Source organism: Pedobacter sp. GSP4 (assembly GCF_051857575.1).
Classification (GTDB): domain Bacteria; phylum Bacteroidota; class Bacteroidia; order Sphingobacteriales; family Sphingobacteriaceae; genus Pedobacter.
In genome coordinates, this window is sequence record NZ_JBPZIR010000001.1 from 121,474 (window position 1) to 145,035 (window position 23,562).

Below are 23,562 nucleotides of genomic sequence, written 5' to 3' on the forward strand. Positions count from 1 at the left end.
AAAGAGAATATAGGCTTTAAGCCATAAGAAATACTAAAACAATGGAAGCATATATAATAGCAGGATACCGTACAGCTGTGGGCAAAGCACCCCGCGGTGTATTCCGTTTCACAAGGGCCGATGATTTAGCTGCAGAAGTAATCAGGGCTTTAGTGGCATCGGTTCCGAATTTAGATAACGAACAGATTGACGATGTGATTGTCGGCAATGCTACGCCAGAGGCAGAACAGGGCTTAAACATAGCACGTATGGTTTCGCTGATGGGTTTAGATACCGATAAAGTTCCGGGAGTAACCGTAAACCGTTATTGTGCATCGGGTTTAGATACCATTGCTACCGCGGTTGCCAAAATTAAAGCAGGCATGGCCGATTGTATTATTGCCGGTGGTGTAGAGGTAATGAGCGGAATGCCTTTTGGCGGTTGGAAATTGGTTCCAAATGCTGAGGTGGCCAAAAATAACCCCGATTGGTACTGGGGCATGGGTTTAACGGCCGAAGCCGTGGCCAAAGAATATAATGTTAGCCGTGAAGATCAGGATGCTTTTTCATTAAAATCTCACGAAAAGGCCATTCATGCCATTAAAAACGGTCATTTAAAAGATGGTATTTTGCCTATCACCGTAAATGAAAATTACCTTGATGCGAATTTGAAAAAGAAAACAAGATCGTACGTGGTAAATACAGATGAAGGGCCTCGTGCCGATACTACTTTGGATAAACTAGCCAAACTGAAACCTGTATTCGATGCCGTTGGAAGTGTAACTGCGGGTAACTCTTCTCAAACATCAGATGGGGCGGCCTTTGTGCTGGTGGTTTCTGAAAAGAAAATGAAAGAATTAAACGCAGAGCCTATTGCCAGGTTGGTAAGCTATGGTATTGCTGGTGTTCCGCCGAGGATTATGGGTATTGGCCCAATTGAGGCTATTCCGAAAGCCTTAAAACAGGCAGGACTAAAAAAGGAAGACATCGATCTCATTGAGCTGAACGAAGCCTTTGCATCTCAATCGCTGGCCGTAATCAGAACGCTTGATCTTAATCCAGAGGTAATTAACGTAAACGGCGGAGCAATCGCACTGGGGCATCCACTAGGCTGTACAGGCGCAAAATTGACCGTTCAGATTATGAATGAACTTAAAAGACAAAATAAAAAATACGGAATGGTAACCATGTGTGTTGGAACAGGACAGGGTGCAGCGGGTATTTTTGAATTGTTGTAACGGAATAATTGTGGATACAGTAATACGGATCTTTAAAATCCGGATTAGCCTGTTCGTCACCCTGATCCGATAGCTATCGGATTTATTTCAGGGTCTTTTTGACAAGATAGATGCTGAAACAAGTTCAGCATGACGAACTCAAAAAAATAACATTAATGATTTGGGTTTGGATTTGGGCAGGTCTCAAATCTCAAATCTCATTTCTCAAATCTCATAACAATGGAAACAACTGAAAAAAAGACAATTAAAGGCGGCGAATTTTTAATTAAAGATACCGTTTATCAGGATGTGTTTATCCCTGAAGAATTTGATGAAGAACAACAGATGATTGCACAGACCTGTCGCGATTTTCTGGAAGCAGAAGTTTACCCCAATTTAGATAAAATCGACAAACAGGAAGACCCTGAGTTAATGCCATCGCTTTTGACCAAAGCTGGTGAACTGGGTATTTTGGGTGTTTCAGTTCCGGAAGAGTACGGAGGCTTCGGCAAGAACTTTAACACTTCAATGCTGGTAGCAGATGTGGTAGGTGCCGGACACTCGTTTGCCGTTGCACTTTCTGCCCATACCGGAATTGGAACTTTGCCGATCCTATATTATGGTAACGACGAACAAAAGGCTAAATATATCCCTAAATTAGCTTCGGGCGAATGGAAAGCCGCTTATTGTTTAACAGAACCAAATTCGGGCTCTGATGCAAACTCAGGTAAAACCAAAGCCAAACTGAGTGATGATGGTAAACATTATATCATCACAGGCCAGAAAATGTGGATCACCAATGGAGGCTTCGCAGACGTTTTTATCGTATTTGCCAAAATTGATGATGATAAAAACTTAACGGCTTTTATTGTAGAAAAAGATTTTGGTGGCATTACCATGAATCCCGAAGAGCATAAAATGGGGATCAAAGGCTCTTCAACCCGCCAGGTTTTCTTTAACGATTGCCCGGTTCCGGTAGAAAATATGTTGAGCGACCGTGAAAATGGTTTCAAAATAGCGGTAAACATTTTAAATATCGGCCGTATTAAATTATCGGCTGCAGCTATTGGTGCTTCAAAAGCTACATTGAATACTGCCATCAATTATTCGAACGAGCGTATCCAGTTTGGCCGTCCGATTTCGAAATACGGTGCCATCCGCTTTAAAATTGCCGAGATTGCTGCTAAGCTATACGCTGTGGATGCCGCTAACTACCGCGCCGGACAGAACATTGATGATACCTACGATCAATTGGTTGCAGGCGGAATGGAATCTGGTAAAGCGAGATTAAAATCGGTTGAGCAATTTGCTGTAGAATGTGCAATTTTAAAAGTTTGGGGTTCAGAGGCCTTGGATTATACTGTTGATGAAGGGGTACAGATTTATGGTGGTATGGGCTTTAGTGCCGATGCTCCAATGGATAGGGCTTACCGTGATGCCCGTATCAACCGGATTTTCGAAGGTACAAACGAAATTAACCGCTTGCTTACGGTAGATATGATGTTGAAACGCGCCATGAAGGGCGAACTCGATTTAATGACGCCAGCTACTGCGGTGGCTGCAGAGTTAATGAGCATACCCGATTTTGGTGAAGAAGATACAACCCTTTTTGCTGCAGAGAAAAAAGTGCTTGCAAACCTGAAAAAAGCAACCTTGATGGTGGCTGGTGCTGCGGTACAGAAACTAATGATGACCCTGAGCAAAGAGCAGGAAATTTTGATGAATATTGCCGATATGGCCAGTTATGTATACGTAGCCGAATCGGCTCTGTTGAGAACGGAAAAACTGGTTGCCATGCGCGGCGAAGAGGCAGTAGCCGGTCAGCTGGATTTATTAAGGATTTATTTGGTAGAGGCAGTTGATGGGATTACCAAAGCCGGAAAAGAAGCACTATGGGCTTTTGCAGAGGGTGATGAGCAGCGCATGATGCTGGTAGGCTTACGCCGTTTTACCAAAATGGAGCCTTTTAATGTTAAGGACGCACGCCAAAGGGTTGCACAGCAACTGATTGAAGCCAATAAATATATTTTTTAAAGTTTAGATGAATCTTGCGAAGTCTCAGGGGCTAAGAGCCAGGTGACTTCGCAAGTTCTAAAACGCTGCTATTGTCCTCTATAATCCACATTAAAAATGTGGATCTCTTCCATTTTCGGTACAAACGAAGACGATAACGGCCTTGAAGATGTCGTAATTAATAAGGTACGAAGCAATCCTACTACCATGGGTTAGCATTCGCATAAATCATAAATAGCGTTCGCATTAAGATTGTACCCTCCAATAAACAAAAAACCTCGTTTCAAAAAACATAACCTTTAGCTTTATAAATTAAAAGCTTATTTTCGCGGCATGATTAAATTTAGATTTTTAACAGTACTCTTTTTATGTGTAGTTGCCGTTTCATCTTGTAAAAAAGACGAAGATCCAGAAAAGCAGATTACAGATTTTATTCAACAGAACAATATCAATGCAGTAAAGGATGCATCAGGCTTATATTATCAGATTATTAAGCCGGGTACCGGTTCTTTTACTTACCCAAGCAATACCCAAATTACCATCAAATATGAAGGAAGGTTATTAAACGGTAGTGTTTTCGATAATGGGGGAGGGAAAGAACAAACATTTCCGTTGGCCGGTTTAATCCAGGGTTGGAGAATAGGCATTCCTAAAATTCAAAAAGGTGGCGAAATCAGGTTAATCGTTCCACCAAGTTTGGGTTATGGTAGCAGTGCGGTAGGTTCAATCCCGGGCAACTCTGTATTGGATTTTACCATTCAGCTATCAAATACACAATAGGAAAAAAGATAAACACCAAAGCTGAGATAAGAGGACAAGGATCTGTACAGTCAACTTTCAATAGTGCGATTTGGTCTTTTTGTTTTTACCTTGTTGCCTTAAAATTGTTAAAATAGGTTAAAAATTGTAGCATCCGTATTAAAAGCTTATTTTTGCGGATGATGAAGTTTAAATACATTATTCTATTCCTATGTATTGCAGGATGTTTCGCCGCCTGTAAGAAGAATGTGCCTATTGATGATTCATATGATCCACTGCCGCAGTTTAAAACTGATACAACGGCAATAAGAGCATTTATCAAAACCAATAACATTCCGGCAACTAAAGATTCTTATGGTATTTTTTACCAGGTAATTGAACCAGGATCAGGCAGTGTAGTATATTCGGCTTCTACAAAGATTACTGCCGATTACGAAGGCAGGTTGTTAAATGGAACCGTTTTCGATAGTTCGAAAGGCACTCCCATATCTTTTTTACTGGGAAATGTGATTGTGGGCTGGCAGGTAGGGATACAAAAAATACAAAAAGGAGGCAAAATTAGGTTAATCATTCCTTCTTATTATGCCTACGGAACACAATCGCCATCAACTGCTGTTCCAGCAAATTCAGTGCTCGATTTTACTATAACACTTACAGACGTACAATAATAAATGAACAAATTTACTCAACTTAGCCTATTCACATTTTTGCTGGCTACTATCATTTTCAGCTCATGTAAAAAAGAATACGAGTCTATTGAAAGTATAGATGATGCTGCTATAAAATCATATATATCAAAGAATAATTTAACTGAAATGAAACCCGATCCTGATAAAACCGGATTTTATTTCCAGGCTACAAACCCAACTGACGGCACACTTTTTTTAAACCCCGATTCGATTTTGTACGATATTACAGTTAAATCGATGCAGAGCGGAACAACTTACCTGCAATCGCCTACAAATGGTAACCTGGGTACTTATGTGGGTTATTTGAATGGATTTTTTCAGTCTTCACTTTCTACAAGTATTACTTATAACATCCCGGCGTTAAGAACAGCTGCTTTGGCACTTAAACCAGGCGGTACTGCACGTATTTTATTGCCTTCTTATCTTGGCTTTGGTAAAAATGGTGCTGGTCCTATTCCTTCTAATGAAAACCTTGATTTTACCATCAAAAGTTATCCATACCGCAAGCAATGGCTGTTTGACGATTTTAAAATTAAGAACTATTTAACCAGTAAAAGTTTAACTGCTGTTAAAGATAATAGCAGGGTATATTATATTGTTGGAACTCCGGGTACCGGTGCCGATCTGATTACTAAAGAAAGCACACTTGTGATTAAATATACTGGAAGGCTTTTGGATGGTACCAGCTTCGATTCTTCTACAGACGGAACTTTCTCTACCACCTTAAATAGTGTTATACCTGGTTGGGGATTATTGACCAATTTTAGGGCAGGAACTAAAGTGAGGATTTTTATCCCTTCTGATCTTGCATATGGTGCATCGGGAAGTGGATCTATTCCTGCTAACGCGATATTAGATTTCGACATTGAAATCGTTAGTGTTACCAATTAAGCTAAAGCCTTTTTAGACACTTTTAAAACCCTTTCTCTTGCAAAAGTATGCTCAACCAATTGGTTGGGCATTTTTTTTAGTCTTATTTTTTTAACTTAATAATTAGTTGTATGTTTATTTGCGTAAGGAAAAACATACAATTATAATATGAAAAACAAAATTAAAATACGCAGATTAATACTACCTGTATTGTGCGTTATTTCGATTTCTTCTTGTAAGAAGGAGTCGGGTATTGAAAAATCAGATGTTAACAAAATATCTGAAGCTATTAATATAGAGAATGGATATTTAAAATTTAGAGATCAAAAATCTTTTGATTCATTAATCAATATTCTAATTAAGCCAGAAAATTTTAATGCTAGGCCTAACGAGCTGGCAAATTTTAAATCTTACAGAGATGTATTTCTTGAAATTGAAAAAGAATATGAGAATGTAAATACCGGCAAATCATTCGATGATTTTAAGAATAAATATTCTGATCTCGTGTATATTAAATCAGATAGTTCCCTAACATACAAATTTGGCACGCCATTATCAGCATTATTTATTAATGTAAATGGTGAGGTGAAAGTTGGTGATGTTACTACTGTTTACACCGAAGATAGCAGGATGATTTCTTATACCGGAAAACATAAAGATAAACAACAAATAATGAGCATTAGAAATACTGATGCAACTCAAGGTGTATTTGTCTCAAATATTTCAAAAAGTGCTTCCATTGCAATAACAGAAAATACATATGGACCGACTACAACAAGTGCTATTAAATCGGAGCTGTATTACAATGAAGATGGGAAAAGGAGGTTGTTTGTTGATCTTTGGAAAGAAAATACACCTAGAACAGATGGTTCTTGGACCCCACCGGAACTTCCATCTCGTGTTCATTACTACTTCACTTCAAAACAAGAGTTAAAGAAAACTTTCGGTGGATGGAGGACTAATGAAACAGATTATTATTTTTCTAATCTCAATTACTCTTATAGTTACTATAATCCTCCAATTGCAAATCCAGTAACCCATAATTTTAATTTACCTAGTTACAGTGTTGGTAACGCATCAGGTCCAATAATTATTGATGTTGGAACGACTGAAGGATTTCACACTGGAGGAATTAGCGGTACAGGCCGTTTTTTCACTGGCGGAGTGTCTAATGCACCTTCGTTTAACGTAAACTAATTTTTAATAAATTAAAATACTTTTTTCCTTACAAGATATGCCCAGTTATTTACTGGGCATGATTTTTTTAAACATAAGATGATTTTGCTTTCTTACCAAATTAAGCTAAAGCCTCTTTAAACACTTTTAAAACCCTTTCCCTTGCAAAAGTATGCTCAACAATTGGTTGGGCATATTTTTTTGTGCCAAACTCCGGAACCCATTTTTTAATGTAATCCAGCTTGGCATCAAACTTTTTGGTCTGCAGCTCCGGATTAAAAACCCTGAAATAAGGCGCCGCATCATTTCCCGATCCTGCAGCCCACTGCCAACCGCCAACATTACTCGCCATCTCATAATCTAAAAGCTTTTCGGCAAAATAAGCTTCGCCCCAGCGCCAATCAATAAGCAGGTGCTTGGTTAAAAAACTGGCCACAACCATGCGCACACGGTTATGCATCCAGCCGGTTTGGTTAAGTTGCCTCATGCCGGCATCTACAATGGGGTAACCGGTATTGCCTTCGCACCAGGCCTTAAATTCAGTTTCGTTGTTCCGCCATTTAATTTTATCGTACTGCTTTTTAAATGAACCGTTGGCCGAGTAGGGGAAATGCCAAAGTATGGTCATGTAAAATTCTCTCCATGCCAGTTCTGAAAGCCATACATTCGATTTCGCATCAATGGCATCGCGTACTGCTTTGCGTATGCTTAATGTGCCAAAACGTAAATGCAGACCAATGTGTGTGGTGCTATCCATCGCCGGGAAATCACGCTCTTTAGCATAACCATCAAGCTTGCTTTTGTAATCTATCTTAGGAAATTTAAGGCTGCTTTTTTCAAAGCCCATTTCCTTTAATGATGGTAGTGGGTGATTTTTGCTGGCTAACAGGTTCTTAAAATACTTTTCAGTTGGATAAGCTTTGGTGTAAAAGTTATCGAGCTTAGCCTGCCATTGTTTATAATAAGGGGTAAAAACCGTATATGGACTTTTATCTGCCTTTAAAATCTCGTCTTTTTCAAAAATTACCTGATCTTTAAAAGTTATAAAAGCAATTTTTTCGCTGGTTAAAAACTCGGCCATGTTATCATCCCGCTCTCGGGCATAAGGCTCATAATCATGGTTGGCGTACACCTCGGTAACGTGGTATTCATCCAAAATTTCGGGCCATATTTTTTCTGGCTTACCATACTTTACCAGTAGGTCCGATCCCTGCTTGTGCAGTAAATCTTTTAAATCTTCAATTGTCTGGTGGATAAAAGTAACCCGCGCATCATCTTCAGGCAGTTTATCGAGTATGTTTTTATCGAAAATAAAAAGTGGCAGTACAGGATGACCCCCTTTTAGTGCATGGTATAATGCAGCATTATCTGCTAAACGTAAATCGCGGCGGAACCAACAGATGCTGATTGTTTTCTTCATGTTAATGGCGTATGTTCAAAGGTAATAACAGCAGATGAGAAAGCTGGTTTGTTTCTTACACCTTATTTTGATTTTTTCTCGGAAAGGGAACTGCTGTGTTTCGATTTCCGCCACAGCCAGGGAGGGGTTGGGGCAGCATCCTGCCAAAGGCCTATTTTATTTTTCCGGGCTTTAAGTTCTAGGCCTGCGTATAACGGATCGGTAGAGTATTTTTTAAAATGCCAGGCCATGCCGCGTTTAACCATTTCCTGGTTAACCACCTGTTTCTTATTGTTCACCACTACGGCAATTAACCTACGGTAGCGGTCGTACTTTTCTACATAAATGGTTACCAGTTGTCCGAAGCATAAATCAGACAATGCTATTTTAGCATTATTGCCGAAGGGTTGGTGGCCTCTTTTCTCCGGACAATCGATATGCGCCAAACGTAATTTGGTAGGCACATTTTGATATAAGATCTCCATGGTATCGCCATCCATTACCCTAATTACCTTGGCGGTAAAGGTGTGGTTTTTTAAATCGCCGATTGGTGTGGCAGCCCAGTAATTGCCAAAAACAGGGTTAAATAATAAAATAAATATCAGTAGGTTTAATCTTCCCATCCACACAGTGTTTTGCCTTCGTTCTTCGCTTTGTCTAAAGTGGTTTTTACTATTTTATGCTGGCAGGTACTTAATCCTTTACAATCTGATTTGAGGTGGTACTTTTTGGCATTTTTGCTGTTGCAAAGATATACTGTTGTCGGATCTGGACAAGTAGTGTTGGATAAAAAGATGAGGAATTTAGAGCCTGCTTTAAAAGATTTCCTGCTGGTTTTGGAGAGTGTGCTTACATTTTAGCCCTTGAACCTATGGTTATTATGTTGGATAGGTGGCGTAGTGGATTACAAATCCACAATTCAGGGATCGGGATTGCAAATCCCGACCAGCTTTATAGTGTGATTCTCGGATGGTGCTCCGAGCCTCGTGAATGGTGCTCCGAACCTCGTGAATGGTGCTCCGAACCTCGTGAATGGTGTTCCGAGCCTCGTGAATGGTGTTCTGAACCTCGTGAATGGTGCTCCGAACCTCGTGAATGGTGCTCCGAACCTCGTGAATGGTGTTCCGAGCCTCGTGAATGGTGTTCCGAGCCTCGTGAATGGTGCTCCGAACCTCGTGAATGGTGTTCCGAGCCTCGTGAACGGTGCTCTGAGCTTCGCGGATGATGCTCAGAGCTTATCGATCCGTGTTTTCTGTGCCTCCGTGGCTAAATTAAACAAGCCAACCCAAGGGTTCTGTGCTTCCGTGGCTAATTAAAGTAGCCAACGCAGAAAATCTTAACGACCATAAAGCGCTGCTAATGCATCATCTAAATGTGTAAATTCAAATTTAAAACCTGCATCAAGTATTTTCTGTGCAGAAGTGTTATTGCTCATTAAAACTGCTTCTACCCGTTCGCCCAATACAACCGATAATACACTTTTAGGTACTTTGATCGGCCAGAACGGGCGGTGTAAATGCTTCGCAATTGCTTTGGTTAAGGCTGTATTGGTTACCGGGAAAGGCGCGCAGGCATTATAATTTCCTTCCATTTTTGGGTTTTCAACAGCTTCGATATACATTTCAACCATATCATTTATGTGCAGCCAGGGTGTCCATTGTTTACCTGTGCCCAAAGCAGCACCCACAAATAACCGCACGGCTTTATCCAGTTGCGGCAGTGCACCACCATCATTGCTGAACACTATTCCGGTACGCAGCTTAACAATGCGCAGGCTCAGTTTTTTGCCTCCATCTACGGCATCTTCCCAAAGCTTACAGCATTCGGCTAAAAAACCGTATCCATTCGGACTTTCTTCTGTTAATATTTCATCGCCGCAATCGCCGTAATAACCCACAGCCGATGATGAAATGAAAGATTTTACCTGATGTGCGGGGTTTGCTTTTAAGGTTTTGAAAAGCAGTTCGGTAGATTTTACACGGCTATCAATAATCTGTTTTTTGCGCTCGGCTGTCCAGTTTTTATCGGCAACAGCTTCACCGGCCAGGTGGATAATGGCATCCACACCGTTTAAACAATCGGCTTCAATGGTTCCTTGGTAAACATCCCAGGTAAAGTTGTTCGGATCGTTGCTCTTCTTGCGCGAAAGTGTATTCACGCCGTAACCTTTGCTTAATAATTGCTTTTTTAGTGCAGTACCAACAAGTCCGGTTGCTCCGGTAATCAAAATCTTCTTTGCCATGTATAATTAACTAAATACTGCTAATTTAGTTTGCCCATCAGCTTTTTTTGTTGGCTATTTGTAAAGAATTATTGATGTTTTTGGTAGAGCAGAAAAATAAGATAAATTTGCGTATCCGTTCTTACACCACTTTTCGATAAAAGATGTCCAAAAAAATTTTAGTCTGGTTTAGAAATGATCTCCGCTTGCATGATAACGAAATGCTGGTTGAGGCTATTGCTAAATCTGATTCGATTTTGCCCGTTTATATTTTAGATCCCCGTTTTTTTGGAGAAACAAAATACGGTACCCTAAAAACGGGGAATATCAGAGCTCAGTTCATTTTAGAAAGCGTTTTAGGTTTACGGAGTTCATTAAAACAGATTGGTGGCAATTTACTCATCGCCGAAGGTAATCCAGAAGACATTATTCCACAACTTGCTCAGGAATATGAAATTACAGAAGTTTACCACCACCGCGAAGTAGCCAGGGAGGAAACACACGTGTCTACGCTTGTAGAAAATGCACTCTGGAAATTACGCATCAATCTCAAACATTTTATAGGTCATACCTTATACAATAAAGAAGATCTGCCCTTTCCGATCAAAGATATTCCGGATGCCTTTAACCAATTTAAAAAGAAGATAGAACGCGATTCGATCATCAAGCCCTGTTTTATGGCACCCGATCGGATTAATGTAGCTGAAGTGATAGATTGGGGCACTTTGTCTTCGCTGGAAGATCTGAATCTTTTACCCCAGCAAAAAGACCAGCGTGCCGATTTTGAATTTACCGGTGGCGAGGCAGAAGGCTTGGTGCATCTTCAAAAAGTAATTGTGGCCATGCAACAGGCTGCCACCACCAAGAATTTAATTCTTGCTTCCAAATTATCGGCATGGTTGGCCATGGGCAGCTTATCGCCGCGCAAAGTATACTGGGAAATCAAGAAAATGGAAGGTGTACCCAATACGAAAGCCATGTTTAACCACATTTTACTGGGCTTATTGTGGAGGGATTATTTTCGTTTCATGTTTAAAAAATACGGCAATACATTTTTCAGTCCTGATGGCTTCGGAAGCCAGGGTTTGGTAGATGTTGCAAACGAGCCCGAAAATTTTAACAAGTGGAAAAACGGCCAAACAGGTTTTGCTGTAGTAGATGCAGTAATGACCGAGTTAAATCAAACCGGTTTTATTTCCAATATTGCCAGACAGACTGCGGCCCTGTACCTCATCAATAATTTGGAGGTAAGCTGGATTTTCGGTGCGGCATATTTTGAAGAAAAACTCATTGATTATAATCCCGCAAGCAACTGGGGAAATTGGGCAAATGTAGCCGGTGTAGGTAACGATCAAAAATCAAAAAGCGTTTTCGATTTGGATAAAAACATCAAAAACCTCGATCCAAAAGGAAATTACGCCTTAACCTGGGCATCATAATTGTAGTGATTGAATTATAGAGTGACCGGGTGTTGAATTATAGAATGATTGGATGTTGAATAAAGGAAATCTGCATGATTGAATTTTGAAGGATCGAATAGCTGTTTTCCATCAAAACGATGTGCTCAATTAGTCATTCGCCAATTAAATAATCGGTTTGCACACTACTAAAAAGATTTACCTATGCCATCATCTGCCATTTTATCATTCGCTTGCGCTATCAATCTCTCATTCAATAATTCTATAACTCAATAATTCTCATTTTAATCGAGATTTTTGCCATTTATATAAGGTAAAATTCTAATTTTGTAATGCTTATAGTAAATAGTTAATAATGGATAAATTATCTTATCTTAATGGCGCAAACGCCGAATATATAGAGTCTTTATATCAGTCGTATCAACAAGATCCTGAGTCGGTTGAATTTGGTTGGCAGAAATTTTTCGAAGGTTTCGATTTTGGAAGAGGATCGGAAGCCCCGGCAGTAACTGCAGAAACTCCTGAACAATTTTTAAAAGAGGTTAATGTTTTAAACCTGATTGATGGCTACCGTAGCCGCGGTCACTTGTTTACGCATACCAATCCGGTGCGCGAAAGACGCAAGCACCTGCCAACACTTGATCTTGCAAATTTTGGATTATCTGATGCTGATCTGGAAACTGTTTTCAACTCTGGAGTGGAAATTGGTATCGGTGCCGCAAAACTGAAAGATATTGTAGCTGTTTTAAAACAGACATATGCACATTCAATTGGTGCAGAATTTAAATTTTTACGTACACCAGAAGTGTTGAACTGGATTCAGCAGAAAATGGAAAGTGCACGTAACACGCCTAATTTCTCTATCGAAGAGAAAAAACGCATCCTTAAAAAATTAAACGAAGCGGTAAGTTTCGAAAATTTCCTTGGAACAAAATTCTTAGGTCAAAAACGTTTTTCGTTAGAAGGAGCAGAGGCTTTGATCCCGGCATTGGATTCGGTAATTGAAAAAGGTGCTGAACTTGGAATTGAAGAATTTGTAATTGGTATGGCCCACCGCGGACGTTTAAACGTGCTGGCCAATATCATGCAAAAAACCTATAAAGATATTTTTGCCGAGTTTGAAGGCAAGAGCTACAATCCGGATACCCCGTTTGGTGGCGATGTTAAATACCACTTAGGCTACTCTACCGATGTAACTACAAATGCTGGTAAAAGTGTTCACTTAAGTTTGTGCCCTAACCCATCGCATCTGGAAACAGTTGATGGTGTGGTAGAAGGGATGAGCCGTTCTAAAATCGATTTCAAATATGGTGGCGATAACAGCCGCTTAGCACCGATTTTGATCCATGGTGATGCTTCGGTTGCTGGCCAGGGTATTGTTTACGAAGTAATCCAGATGGCTGGTCTAGAAGGCTATAAAACCGGTGGAACCATCCACTTGGTGATCAATAACCAGATCGGTTTTACAACCAATTATAAAGATGCGCGTACCAGTACTTACTGTACCGATATTGCCAAAGTAACTTTATCTCCGGTTTTCCATGTAAATGGCGATGATCCGGAAGCATTGGTATACGCGATCAACCTGGCGATGGAATACCGTCAGAAATATAAAAACGATGTATTTATCGATATTCTTTGCTACCGCCGTTTCGGGCACAACGAATCTGATGAGCCGAAATTTACGCAGCCATTATTATACAAAACCATTGAAAAACACCCTAACCCAAGGGAAATTTATATCGAACAGCTAACCAAAGAAGGTAAACTGGAAGCCGGTTTGGCAAAAGAAATGGAAAAGGATTTCCGTGGTATTTTGCAGGAACGCTTAAATGAGGCCAAAGAATTTGTTGCAGGCAATACCGAAGTTAAATTTGGTGGAGCATGGGCTGATTTGCGTATGGCCACGCCTAAAGATTTTGAAACTTCTCCGGTAACGGCAGTTAAAAAATCTACTTTGTTGGAAATCGGTAAACGCATTACCACCTTGCCATCAAATAAAAAGTTCTTCAAAAAAATTGAGAAACTATTTATTGAGCGGAGTAAAATGGTTAACGATACCCAGGTTTTCGACTGGGCAATGGGCGAGCAGTTGGCTTATGGTACATTGTTATCAGAAGGTAAACGCGTTCGTTTAAGCGGTCAGGATGTGGAGCGTGGTACTTTCTCTCACCGTCATGCCGTACTTACTTTAGAAGATAGCGAAGAAGAATACGTACCGTTGGCTAATATTTCAGACCAACAGGCCCAGTTTGATATCTACAACTCACACTTATCCGAGTATGGTGTTTTAGGTTTTGAATATGGTTATGCGATGGCTAACCCTAACGCACTAACCATTTGGGAAGCACAGTTTGGCGATTTCTTTAACGGTGCGCAGATTGTGGTAGATCAGTACATTGCCAGTGCCGAAACCAAATGGCAACGCGAAAACGGTTTGGTAATGTTATTGCCTCACGGTTACGAAGGCCAGGGCCCTGAGCACTCTTCAGCACGTATAGAACGTTTTATGGAACTGTGTGCAGATTACAACATGCAGGTTGTAAATTGCTCAACGCCAGCTAACTTCTTCCACGTATTGCGCCGTCAGTTTAAACGCGATTTCCGTAAACCTTTAGTGGTATTTACGCCTAAAAGTTTGCTTCGCCACCCAGCCTGTGTTTCTAAACTGGAAGAATTTACTGAAGGTGGTTTTAAAGAAGTAATTGATGATGTAAATGCTAAAACTGCTGATGTAACACGTATTGTTTTCTGTAGCGGTAAAATTTACTATGAGTTACTGGAAAAACAACAGGCTGATAAAATTAAGCATGTAGCATTGGTTCGTGTAGAGCAACTGTATCCTACACCGGTTGACCAGATGGAAGCGATCCAGAAAAAATATAAAAATGCAAAAGAAATTTTCTGGGTACAGGAAGAGCCAGAAAATATGGGCGCATGGCCATACTTGTTCCGTAAGCTTTACAAAACGGCGTTGAAAGGTGTTGATGTAATTTCGAGAAGAGAAAGCAGCAGTACAGCAACGGGTTTTGCAAAACAGCATGCCAACCAACAAGCTTATATCTTGGCAAAAGCTTTAGAAATTCCGGTTACTGAAGATGTTAAGGATATAGCTAAAAAAGCCACAAAAAAATTAGTTCAGATAGATTAAGTGCTTGGCGCTAAGCGTTTGGAGCATAGCGTTTGGTAATTGACTATTGAAATTTGATCATTAGAAGATAAAAACATAACATTACAAAAAATGAGTTTAGAGATAAAAGTTCCACCTGTTGGTGAGTCGATAACCGAAGTTGTTTTATCACGTTGGATAAAAAACGATGGCGATGTTGTTGAAATGGATGAAGTTATTGCCGAATTAGAATCGGATAAAGCTACATTCGAATTAACCGCAGAACAAGCTGGAACTTTAAAAACCATAGCCGCCGAAGGCGATACATTAGCCATTGGTGCAGTAGTTTGTAAAATTGAAGATGGTGGTGCAGCTCCTGCAAAAGCTGATGCCCCAAAAGCAGAAGAAAAACCAGTTGTTGCTGAAGATAAAACAGCAGCTCCTGTTGCTGAAAGATCAGGCGAAAGCTATGCTACCGGAACTCCATCACCTGCAGCAGGAAAAATTTTAGCCGAAAAAGGTATTGATGCGGCTGCAGTAAAAGGTACTGGTGTTGATGGCCGTATTACCAAAGATGATGCTGTTAAAGCGGAAGCTGGTAAAAAAGCCGAAAGCCCTAAAGCAGCAGCTCCTGTTGTTGCCGCTGCTCCAGCTGGTGCACGTAGTGAACGTCGCGAAAAAATGTCGCCATTGCGTAAAACAGTTGCAAAACGTTTGGTTGCTGTTAAAAATGAAACAGCGATGTTAACTACCTTTAACGAGGTTAACATGAAACCAATTATGGATTTACGTGGTAAATACAAAGATTCTTTTAAAGAAAAACATGGTGTTGGTTTAGGTTTCATGAGCTTTTTTACAAAAGCAGTTACCGAAGCTTTAAAAGATTTCCCTGCTGTAAATGCGCGCATTGATGGTGAAGAAATCGTTTACAATAACTTTGCTGATGTTTCTATCGCCGTTTCTGCACCAAAAGGATTGGTGGTACCGGTAATACGCAATGCAGAAAGCATGAGCTTGGCCGAAATTGAAAAATCGGTATTGGCTTTAGCTTTAAAAGCACGCGATGGTAAATTAACGATTGAAGAAATGACCGGCGGAACTTTTACCATTACCAATGGTGGGGTATTTGGTTCAATGATGTCTACTCCGATCATCAACGCACCGCAATCGGCAATTTTAGGTATGCACAACATTGTTGAACGTCCAATTGCCGAAAAAGGTGAAGTGGTTATCCGTCCGATGATGTATGTGGCACTATCTTACGATCACAGAATTATCGATGGACGCGAGTCTGTAGGTTTCTTGGTTCGTGTGAAACAACTGTTAGAAGATCCGGCTAGATTGCTGTTAGGCGTTTAAATCTCGAAGAAATGATCACCCTGATCCGATAGTTATCGGATTTATTTCAGGATCTTTATCGATGATAGATAGAAATATATGGCCCCGATGTAGATCGGGGCTTTTTTGTGTTTTATTATGAAATTAACGTTTAGCTCAAAATTCCTTTTCATTTTCCTGGCGATTTTAATCATCGAAATTTTAATCGCCAAGTACCTGCACGATGCCTTTATACGCCCCTTCGGAGGTGATGTTTTGGTGGTTGTGCTCATCTATGCCTTCCTCAGGACTTTTCTGAAAACGAACAACAAGAAACTGGCTTTAGGCATCTTAGTTTTTGCCTGCCTGATTGAGTTGTTCCAAAAGCTACATTATGTGCGTTGGTTTGGCTGGGAACACAATAAACTGATGTGCACTTTATTAGGTACTTCATTTAGCTATTATGATCTTTTGGCCTATTTTGTTGGTTACTTGATAATCATAGTCACCCTGATCCGATAGTTATCGGATTTATTTCAAGGTCTACCTAGCAAAAAAGATGCTGCTCCCGATGAATCTGGACATGATATATTTATAAAGAATTCAAGTTTTTAATGTGCAATCTGCTTTAAAACTTGACTTCTTTTTTGTCCTAAAAAAATGAAATTAACAACTTTTATAAGTCGCGAAATCTATTTAGACAATGCTTTAATCGGCTTCAAATCCAGTTGCTTAAATTCTACTTCACTGCCTTCGGCCTGTAAGGCAATTTGCCCACTGTTTACTGTACAGTTTGTACCATAATTTACCAATGTACCGTTTACCCAAACTTTAACTTCGTTGTTTAAGCATTCTACTACCATGGTGTTCCACTCGCCCAATGGTTTTTCGCTATCATCGGTTAAGTTTTTAATGCGGCGGAGCTTATCACCGTTTACACCCCAGTTCTCTTTTGGTCCACGTCTGCTAACCATATCGGGTACGGTAATGTCTTCTTCAATGCACCAAAAATCGCCTGCATCTTTATGCTGCATCTGCACTTCCAAAGATTTTGGGAACATGCCATACAAGGCCCTTGGGGTTGATGCATGTACCAGAACGCCACAGTTGCCTGGCTTGCCTGCAAAGCGGTATTGAACGGTTAACTGGTAGTTTTTATAAATTTTATCGGTGATTAAATGGCCACCTGGAGTGCCCAAGCTTACCAATAGGCCATTGCGAACAATAAATGGATTAATGGTATCTGGCTTTTTGTCCATTGCAGGTACATCTACATGCCAGCCTTTTAAATCTTTGCCGTTAAAAAGGCTTTTTTGTGCAAATGCAGTGTAGCTCGAGATTAACAATAACAGGGAGATGGAGAGTAATTTCATTATATCTGGTTTTTGGTTTTTTCAAATATATGATTTTATTCATAAGCCTTGGGTTTAAACCCAAGGCTTATGAATCGGTTCCAGTTTCAATAATTCCTCATAAGCATTTCCGGCAATATCGAGCAGTTGTGCAAAGGCAGGTTCGGTTTTAATACCCTGATTTTTTAACCTGATAATTTCCTGTCTGAAGGTTTCTCCTTTTTCTAACAAAATCTGATGTTCTATTAGCATGTGGCGATAAGCGTTTTGCTGTATTGTTGGTATGGGTTGTCCGAAAATTTCGAATTCAAAACCAGCCATAAAAAAATTGGCTTTGATGGATTGAAAGGTTGGATTTTCAGAAATTATAAATCCTTTTTCGTTCTGAAAGTGATCAGTTAGTGTTTTAGTGAATGCTGTTTTATCCTGTACATAGCAGATGATATCCAGATCACTGCTTTCAATATCGATGTTTATCGGGATGGTGCCGGTAAGGATAGGGGTGAAGGCCGTTAATTTTTCTAGTATCTGGTGTGCAGTTAAAACCTGATAAGCTTGCTGTTGCTTTTCGTTTCCGGATTGGAGATAGGATATATTAAGGAAGTTGATCATTGGATTCAGGCAGTTGGTTAATTGTACTTGCTAAAGAAAATAGATTGTTTGGGTTAACAGATAGGCACTTCGCTTTTGGTTTCCTGCACTATCCAAAGTTAATAAACCCGATAGGATGAATGCCAATGTATTTTAGCATTATTTTGAGTTTTTTAGATCAATCGTAGTTAAAGCACAGGCCCCATTGGCAGTAAGGATAGCGGGAAGAAACTTAAATATTTGCTGCTGTACCTGCTTTCCAAATATTAACAAATAGTATCGTCTTGGAGAAGTATGAAGAAATCTTATAACTATCGCTATTAGGCATGCGCAATAAGATTGCTTTGTCGTTTTCTTCCCGCAATAACGGTTCTACAAAAAAAAGCCCATCTCAATTAAGAAATGGGCTTTGTGTATTTATTTAAAAGGTTTAAGATGCTGAAACAAGTCCGATAGCTATCGGACCAGCATGACGATCGGGGAGATTAATCCTCTACAATTTCGCTGTTGATGCTCACATCATCCTTAACATCTTCTTTAAAGTAGTTTTTTTGGAAGATAAGGATAAGGATTACACCTACTGATATTGCGGCATCAGCAAGGTTAAAAACCGGTCTGAAGAAAACAAATTCTTCGCCTCCCCATATAGGCAGCCAAGAAGGGAAATGCCCTTCGGCAATAGGGAAGTAGAACATATCAACTACGCGGCCATGAAACCAGCTTTCGTAGCCATAAATTTTACCATAAAATACCGAATCGATGATGTTACCCAATGCTCCCGAAAAAATCAAGGCCACATTCAGGATCAATCCACGGTGGTATTTATGTTTAATTAAATAGTGTAAGCCATAACCAATCCCGGCAACGGCTGCAATGCGGAAAAGCGATAAGGCTAATTTGCCAAACTCTCCGCCAAATTCCATTCCGAAAGCCATTCCATTATTTTCGGTAAAGTGGATAATACACCACTTACCGATAATGTGAAATTCCTGGCCAAGGTACATGTGTGTTTTAACCCAGGTTTTAATTAGCTGATCGGCCAATAAAACCAAAAAGATAACAATTAAAGGTTTTGTATAGCCTTTCATTAACCTTGCTTTAATTTAGCTTCCATACTTAAAGTAGCATGAGGTACCGCGCGTAAACGTTCTTTTTGGATCAGTTTACCGGTTTCGCGGCAAATACCATAAGTTTTGTTCTCGATACGCACCAATGCATTCTCGAGGTTATCAATAAACTTTTTCTGACGGGCAGCCAATTGATTGATCTGTTCTTTTTCCATGGTTGCAGAACCATCTTCCAAGGTTTTGTAAGCACCAGAAGTATCTTCTGTACCGTTGGCGTTAGGATTGCTTAAAGATGCTGTTAAAGCGTTAAGTTCTTCTTTCGCCATGCGCAATTTATCTTGAATTAACTCTTTAAATTCCTGTAGTTCACTGTCTGAGTAGCGCGTTTTATTACTATTTTCCATGTTTTTAATTTAGTTTTCTAATATATGGATTTATATTTTAGTTACTGAAATGCTTAACTCAACATCGTCAATCACGATTTTGTTTGCATTATTTACAGTATCTGTTAATTCTAATTCATCTGCCAAGATTTCGTCGCAAATGTAGGCTTTGTTCTTAGCAATTGCACTGGCTACCAAGTTATCATTTTGTAATGAAACTTTAATCCTATCGGTTACTTCAAAGTTCAATTCTTTACGTAGGTTCTGGATACGGTTAACCAGCTCACGCGAAATCCCTTCCTGTTTCAGCTCCTCTGTTATGGTCACATCCAAAGCAACGGTTAAACTGCCTAAATTGGTTACCTGCCATCCTGGAATATCTTCGGCAAAAATCTCTACGTCATCATTTAAATCAATGGCGTGCTGGAAATTATCACTTCCGAAAACATTGATATAACCATCCACTTCCAAACGTTGGATGTCGTCCTGCGTCATGTTCTCCAGGGCTGCTTTTACAGTGCTCATATCCTTACCAACCTTTTTACCCAATGATTTAAAGTTTGGCTTCAGCTTTTTCTTCACAATGCCATGCGTATCGGTAATGAACTCGATGTGCTTCACATTGGTTTCTGAAAGGATATAATCGGCAACTTTTGAAATCTTCTGCTCAAAATCTCCGTTCAAAGATGGGATTAAGATTTTTTGTAAAGGCTGACGAACATTGATGCCCGATTTTTTACGCAATGATAAAACCATCGATGAGATATCCTGGGCATAAAGCATCCTTTCGTTCAAGGCATTATCGATCAGGTTTTTATCGGCTTCTTTCCACAGGGTTAAGTGCACCGATTCTTCAGCATAAGCATCGGTAACGGTTAAGTTTCTGTACAACCAATCGGCAAAGAAAGGTGCCACAGGGCTCATTAACTGCGCCAATGTTTCTAAACAGGTATAAAGTGTTTCGTAAGCGGCACGTTTATCCTCTGTCATTTCGCCTTTCCAAAAGCGGCGGCGGCTTAACCTGATGTACCAGTTACTTAAATGTTCATCAACAAAGGTTTGGATGGCACGGGTAGCTTTAGTTGGCTCGTAAGTATTGTAGCTTTCATCAACCTCGCTGATCAGGTTTTGCAACAGCGATAAGATCCAACGGTCTAGCTCTGTTCTATCTTCAACTTTGCTTAAGTTGTTTTTATCGATTTCAAACTTATCAATGTTCGCATATAAGGCAAAGAAAGCATAGGTGTTATAAAGTGTACCGAAGAATTTGCGGCGCACCTCGTCTAAGCCTTCTAAACTGAATTTTAGGTTATCCCATGGCGATGCATTGCTGATCATGTACCAACGTGTGGCATCGGCGCTGTAAGTTTCAATCGTGCTGAACGGATCGACTGCATTGCCTAAGCGTTTAGACATTTTGTTGCCGTTTTTATCCAGCACCAAGCCGTTCGAAACCACGTTTTTAAAAGCAACACCAGGATTGCCTACTTTGGCGTTTACCGCTTTAATTTCGTCACTTGCTTCGCTCAACATCACCGCAATGGCATGTAGGGTAAAGAACCAACCGCGGGTCTGATCTACTCCTTCAGCAATAAAATCGGCTGCATAGGCGTTTTCAAACTCTTCTTTGTTTTCGAAAGGGAAGTGCCACTGTGCGTAAGGCATGGCGCCGCTATCAAACCAAACGTCAATAAGATCGGTTTCGCGGGTCATTTTTTCACCTTTTGATGAAGTTAAGATCACATCATCGACATAAGGGCGGTGCATATCCTTTAATTCGAAACCTGCAGGCATAAAACCAGCTTCGATGGATTTGGCAATTTCTGCATTCAGATCTGCGATAGAACCTATACATTTTTCTTCCAGTCCATCTGCTGTACGCCAGATCGGTAATGGGGTTCCCCAATAACGTGAACGTGATAAATTCCAATCTACCAGGTTTTCAAGCCAGTTACCAAAGCGGCCTGTTCCGGTCGACTCTGGTTTCCAGTTGATTCCTTTGTTCAGTTCTACCATTTTATCCTTAACCGCAGTAGTTTTGATAAACCAACTGTCCAAAGGATAATATAAAACAGGTTTATCGGTTCTCCAGCAGTGCGGATAAGTGTGCACGTATTTCTCTACCTTAAAGGCTTTGTTCTCTTCTTTTAGCTGAATGGCAATTTCTACATCAACAGATTTTTCTGGTGCTTCGCCATCCTTGTAGTATTCATTTTTAACATATTTACCACCATAATTTCCGCCTAGGGCAGCGATGAATTTTCCCTGCAGATCTACCAACGGAACTGCGTTTCCTTTTTCGTCAAGTACCAACATTGGCGGCACTTCTGGCGTAGCCAATTTGGCCACCCGGGCATCATCTGCACCAAAAGTAGGCGCCGTGTGTACAATACCTGTACCATCTTCTGTGGTAACAAAATCGCCAGAAATTACCCTGAAAGCATTTTCTGGGTTTTGGTACGGAAGTGCGTAAGGCAACAATTGTTCGTATTTTATGCCTACTAGATCTGCACCAACAAATTCTGCTAAAACGCTATAAGGTATTTTTTTATCATCAGCTTTGAAGTTATTAAAGGCTTCTTCAGCTTCTGCTAAAAAGTATTTTCCGGCAAATTGTTTGCCCACTAAGGCCTTGGCCAGAACAACCTGAATCGGCTCAAAAGTATATTGATTAAAGGTTTTAACCAGTACGTAATCAATCTTCGGACCTACGGTTAAGGCCGTATTGCTTGGCAAGGTCCAAGGTGTGGTGGTCCAGGCTAAAAAGTGAACCGTACCAAAGCCTTTTAACGCTTCAGGTAAGCTCGATTCGATGGTTTTAAACTGTGCAACTATGGTGGTATCGCTTACATCTTTATAAGTGCCCGGTTGGTTTAACTCGTGCGAGCTTAAACCGGTACCTGCAGCAGGCGAATAGGGTTGTACGGTATAACCTTTGTACAAAAAGCCTTTATCGTAAAGCTGTTTTAAAATCCACCAAAGCGTTTCAATATATTCGTTTTCGTAGGTGATGTACGGATTTTCTAGATCAACCCAGTAACCCATTTTTTCGGTCAGGTCGTTCCAAACGTCTGTATAACGCATTACCTCAGTGCGGCAGGCCTCGTTATACTTATCAACGCTTATTTTTTTGCCGATATCTTCTTTGGTAATACCCAATTTTTTCTCAACGGCAAGCTCAATTGGCAGGCCGTGTGTATCCCAGCCACCTTTACGTTTAACCTGGTAGCCTTTTAAGGTTTTGTAGCGGCAAAAAATATCCTTAATTGCACGTGCCATTACGTGGTGAATCCCCGGCATACCATTGGCAGACGGTGGTCCTTCGTAAAAAGTAAACGGATTGGATTCAGGGCGGGATGAAATGCTTTTTTCAAAGATATTTTCCTTTTTCCAAAAATCCAGTATCTCTTGCCCTATTTTGGCAAGTTCCAATTGTTTAAATTCGCTATACATCAATCAAGTACCTCAAAAAATTAAGGTTGCAAAGTTAACAGAATTGACTGAATTTTGGTAGTTTTGATGTAAATACTTTTAAGGTGAAATTATTTAATATTGGGCTTGCGATGATGATTGTAGCAGTAATTGCGCTGCCCATTGTTGCCTTAATAAATCCATTAAACCGCGATTTTGTGCTTTATGCATTTTATTTCTGTGGCCTGCTCGAACTAATTGGGCTAATCTTTGTTCTAATCCATATTGTAAAACTTAAAAGAAAGAACCCATGATAAAGCTCTTGAAATTACAGAAAGCCGTTTTCGTACTGGTAGCTGGCCTGCTTTCTTTTATTGCCTATAAAATTTTGGATGCTAATGATGTAAAGGGAAGTATCTATTTACAGATGTTGGCAGGCGTACTGATTATTGTTGGTGCTTTGTGGCTGCTATATCCAATTTTGTTTGCCAAAAAAGATAGTGATGGCAATGCCGAAATTATTACCGACCCAACGGTAGAAGTGCCAGAAGATGAAGAAGAAAAAAAGCCTGCTGCTGAGTAGGGTTTTAC

General features: G+C 40.2%; 20 protein-coding genes. 12 read left to right on the forward strand and 8 right to left on the reverse strand.

Features of this window, described 5'->3' with window-relative positions; genetic code table 11:
• Window positions 1-41 precede the first annotated feature (41 nt).
• The 6 genes from ACS5PU_RS00450 to ACS5PU_RS00475 all read left to right on the forward strand — a co-directional run bounded on the left by ACS5PU_RS00450 (window position 42) and on the right by ACS5PU_RS00475 (window position 6,724).
• Entirely contained in the window at window positions 42-1,217 is a 1,176-nt protein-coding gene (locus ACS5PU_RS00450) for an acetyl-CoA C-acyltransferase (protein ID WP_439457315.1), read from the forward strand.
• Between the two features lie 219 nt (window positions 1,218-1,436).
• Window positions 1,437-3,230 (forward strand): acyl-CoA dehydrogenase family protein, encoded by a 1,794-nt coding sequence (locus ACS5PU_RS00455; RefSeq protein WP_439457316.1) that lies wholly within the window; start codon window positions 1,437-1,439, stop codon window positions 3,228-3,230.
• Window positions 3,231-3,542: 312 nt separating this feature from the next.
• Entirely contained in the window at window positions 3,543-3,989 is a 447-nt protein-coding gene (locus ACS5PU_RS00460; protein ID WP_439457317.1) for an FKBP-type peptidyl-prolyl cis-trans isomerase, read from the forward strand.
• A 158-nt stretch (window positions 3,990-4,147) separates the two neighbouring features.
• The gene (locus ACS5PU_RS00465) at window positions 4,148-4,636 is read left to right on the forward strand and encodes an FKBP-type peptidyl-prolyl cis-trans isomerase (protein WP_439457318.1); all 489 of its coding nucleotides are present in this window, start codon (window positions 4,148-4,150) and stop codon (window positions 4,634-4,636) included.
• Between the two features lie 3 nt (window positions 4,637-4,639).
• On the forward strand, window positions 4,640-5,548 hold the full coding sequence (locus ACS5PU_RS00470) for an FKBP-type peptidyl-prolyl cis-trans isomerase (RefSeq protein ID WP_439457319.1): 909 nt from the start codon (window positions 4,640-4,642) through the stop codon (window positions 5,546-5,548).
• Window positions 5,549-5,695: 147 nt separating this feature from the next.
• Window positions 5,696-6,724 (forward strand): hypothetical protein, encoded by a 1,029-nt coding sequence (locus ACS5PU_RS00475; RefSeq protein ID WP_439457320.1) that lies wholly within the window; start codon window positions 5,696-5,698, stop codon window positions 6,722-6,724.
• 100 nt (window positions 6,725-6,824) lie between these two features.
• On the opposite strand, the gene ACS5PU_RS00480 is transcribed toward ACS5PU_RS00475, so the two are convergent.
• From ACS5PU_RS00480 to ACS5PU_RS00490, 3 genes are all read right to left on the reverse strand, one after another.
• Window positions 6,825-8,123 (reverse strand): cryptochrome/photolyase family protein, encoded by a 1,299-nt coding sequence (locus ACS5PU_RS00480; protein ID WP_439457321.1) that lies wholly within the window; start codon window positions 8,121-8,123, stop codon window positions 6,825-6,827.
• A gap of 62 nt (window positions 8,124-8,185) precedes the next feature.
• Window positions 8,186-8,725, reverse strand: coding sequence for a thermonuclease family protein (locus ACS5PU_RS00485; RefSeq protein ID WP_439457322.1), 540 nt, complete (start codon window positions 8,723-8,725; stop codon window positions 8,186-8,188).
• Window positions 8,726-9,438: 713 nt separating this feature from the next.
• Complete coding sequence (locus tag ACS5PU_RS00490; RefSeq protein WP_439457323.1) at window positions 9,439-10,344, reverse strand: TIGR01777 family oxidoreductase; 906 nt, start codon at window positions 10,342-10,344, stop codon at window positions 9,439-9,441.
• Between the two features lie 143 nt (window positions 10,345-10,487).
• Between ACS5PU_RS00490 and ACS5PU_RS00495 the strand changes: the two genes are divergently transcribed.
• From ACS5PU_RS00495 to ACS5PU_RS00510, 4 genes are all read left to right on the forward strand, one after another.
• Window positions 10,488-11,762 carry a DASH family cryptochrome gene (locus ACS5PU_RS00495; protein ID WP_439457324.1) on the forward strand — a complete coding sequence of 425 codons (1,275 nt, stop codon included), beginning with the start codon at window positions 10,488-10,490 and terminating at the stop codon, window positions 11,760-11,762.
• A 334-nt stretch (window positions 11,763-12,096) separates the two neighbouring features.
• Window positions 12,097-14,892: a 2-oxoglutarate dehydrogenase E1 component gene (locus ACS5PU_RS00500; RefSeq protein WP_439457325.1), complete on the forward strand. Its 2,796-nt coding sequence runs from the start codon at window positions 12,097-12,099 to the stop codon at window positions 14,890-14,892.
• A gap of 90 nt (window positions 14,893-14,982) precedes the next feature.
• Window positions 14,983-16,209: a 2-oxoglutarate dehydrogenase complex dihydrolipoyllysine-residue succinyltransferase gene (odhB, locus tag ACS5PU_RS00505; protein ID WP_439457326.1), complete on the forward strand. Its 1,227-nt coding sequence runs from the start codon at window positions 14,983-14,985 to the stop codon at window positions 16,207-16,209.
• Window positions 16,210-16,326: 117 nt separating this feature from the next.
• On the forward strand, window positions 16,327-16,689 hold the full coding sequence (locus tag ACS5PU_RS00510; protein WP_439457327.1) for a DUF2809 domain-containing protein: 363 nt from the start codon (window positions 16,327-16,329) through the stop codon (window positions 16,687-16,689).
• Window positions 16,690-16,859: 170 nt separating this feature from the next.
• Here the strand turns inward: ACS5PU_RS00510 and ACS5PU_RS00515 are convergent, their stop codons facing one another.
• The 5 genes from ACS5PU_RS00515 to ileS form a co-directional block, all read right to left on the reverse strand.
• Window positions 16,860-17,540 (reverse strand): 3-keto-disaccharide hydrolase, encoded by a 681-nt coding sequence (locus tag ACS5PU_RS00515; protein ID WP_439457328.1) that lies wholly within the window; start codon window positions 17,538-17,540, stop codon window positions 16,860-16,862.
• A 54-nt stretch (window positions 17,541-17,594) separates the two neighbouring features.
• Window positions 17,595-18,131 (reverse strand): DUF4269 domain-containing protein, encoded by a 537-nt coding sequence (locus ACS5PU_RS00520; RefSeq protein ID WP_439457329.1) that lies wholly within the window; start codon window positions 18,129-18,131, stop codon window positions 17,595-17,597.
• A 464-nt stretch (window positions 18,132-18,595) separates the two neighbouring features.
• Complete coding sequence (locus ACS5PU_RS00525) at window positions 18,596-19,198, reverse strand: lipoprotein signal peptidase (protein WP_439457330.1); 603 nt, start codon at window positions 19,196-19,198, stop codon at window positions 18,596-18,598.
• A complete protein-coding gene (locus tag ACS5PU_RS00530) occupies window positions 19,198-19,581 on the reverse strand; it encodes a TraR/DksA family transcriptional regulator (RefSeq protein WP_039481375.1) in 384 nt (127 codons plus the stop codon). Before ACS5PU_RS00530 ends, ACS5PU_RS00525 begins: the two co-directional genes overlap by 1 nt.
• A 30-nt stretch (window positions 19,582-19,611) precedes the next feature.
• Window positions 19,612-23,013 (reverse strand): isoleucine--tRNA ligase, encoded by a 3,402-nt coding sequence (gene ileS, locus ACS5PU_RS00535; RefSeq protein WP_439457901.1) that lies wholly within the window; start codon window positions 23,011-23,013, stop codon window positions 19,612-19,614.
• An 83-nt stretch (window positions 23,014-23,096) separates the two neighbouring features.
• Between ileS and ACS5PU_RS00540 the strand changes: the two genes are divergently transcribed.
• Window positions 23,097-23,285 carry a hypothetical protein gene (locus ACS5PU_RS00540; RefSeq protein WP_439457331.1) on the forward strand — a complete coding sequence of 63 codons (189 nt, stop codon included), beginning with the start codon at window positions 23,097-23,099 and terminating at the stop codon, window positions 23,283-23,285.
• Window positions 23,282-23,554 (forward strand): isoleucyl-tRNA synthetase, encoded by a 273-nt coding sequence (locus ACS5PU_RS00545; RefSeq protein ID WP_439457332.1) that lies wholly within the window; start codon window positions 23,282-23,284, stop codon window positions 23,552-23,554. Before ACS5PU_RS00540 ends, ACS5PU_RS00545 begins: the two co-directional genes overlap by 4 nt.
• Window positions 23,555-23,562 lie beyond the last annotated feature (8 nt).

Excerpts from the sequence above, each read along its gene's own strand:
- ACS5PU_RS00515 (WP_439457328.1), bottom strand. The coding sequence starts at position 17,540 with ATGAAATTACTCTCCATCTCCCTGTTATTGTTAATCTCGAGCTACACT.
- ACS5PU_RS00490 (WP_439457323.1), bottom strand. The coding sequence starts at position 10,344 with ATGGCAAAGAAGATTTTGATTACCGGAGCAACCGGACTTGTTGGTACT.
- ACS5PU_RS00470 (WP_439457319.1), top strand. The coding sequence starts at position 4,640 with ATGAACAAATTTACTCAACTTAGCCTATTCACATTTTTGCTGGCTACT.
- ACS5PU_RS00450 (WP_439457315.1), top strand. The coding sequence starts at position 42 with ATGGAAGCATATATAATAGCAGGATACCGTACAGCTGTGGGCAAAGCA.
- ACS5PU_RS00460 (WP_439457317.1), top strand. The coding sequence starts at position 3,543 with ATGATTAAATTTAGATTTTTAACAGTACTCTTTTTATGTGTAGTTGCC.
- ACS5PU_RS00500 (WP_439457325.1), top strand. The coding sequence starts at position 12,097 with ATGGATAAATTATCTTATCTTAATGGCGCAAACGCCGAATATATAGAG.
- ACS5PU_RS00545 (WP_439457332.1), top strand. The coding sequence starts at position 23,282 with ATGATAAAGCTCTTGAAATTACAGAAAGCCGTTTTCGTACTGGTAGCT.
- ACS5PU_RS00465 (WP_439457318.1), top strand. The coding sequence starts at position 4,148 with ATGATGAAGTTTAAATACATTATTCTATTCCTATGTATTGCAGGATGT.
- ACS5PU_RS00485 (WP_439457322.1), bottom strand. The coding sequence starts at position 8,725 with ATGGGAAGATTAAACCTACTGATATTTATTTTATTATTTAACCCTGTT.
- ACS5PU_RS00455 (WP_439457316.1), top strand. The coding sequence starts at position 1,437 with ATGGAAACAACTGAAAAAAAGACAATTAAAGGCGGCGAATTTTTAATT.
- ACS5PU_RS00520 (WP_439457329.1), bottom strand. The coding sequence starts at position 18,131 with ATGATCAACTTCCTTAATATATCCTATCTCCAATCCGGAAACGAAAAG.
- ACS5PU_RS00480 (WP_439457321.1), bottom strand. The coding sequence starts at position 8,123 with ATGAAGAAAACAATCAGCATCTGTTGGTTCCGCCGCGATTTACGTTTA.
- ACS5PU_RS00510 (WP_439457327.1), top strand. The coding sequence starts at position 16,327 with ATGAAATTAACGTTTAGCTCAAAATTCCTTTTCATTTTCCTGGCGATT.
- ACS5PU_RS00525 (WP_439457330.1), bottom strand. The coding sequence starts at position 19,198 with ATGAAAGGCTATACAAAACCTTTAATTGTTATCTTTTTGGTTTTATTG.
- ileS (WP_439457901.1), bottom strand. The coding sequence starts at position 23,013 with ATGTATAGCGAATTTAAACAATTGGAACTTGCCAAAATAGGGCAAGAG.
- ACS5PU_RS00475 (WP_439457320.1), top strand. The coding sequence starts at position 5,696 with ATGAAAAACAAAATTAAAATACGCAGATTAATACTACCTGTATTGTGC.
- ACS5PU_RS00530 (WP_039481375.1), bottom strand. The coding sequence starts at position 19,581 with ATGGAAAATAGTAATAAAACGCGCTACTCAGACAGTGAACTACAGGAA.
- odhB (WP_439457326.1), top strand. The coding sequence starts at position 14,983 with ATGAGTTTAGAGATAAAAGTTCCACCTGTTGGTGAGTCGATAACCGAA.
- ACS5PU_RS00495 (WP_439457324.1), top strand. The coding sequence starts at position 10,488 with ATGTCCAAAAAAATTTTAGTCTGGTTTAGAAATGATCTCCGCTTGCAT.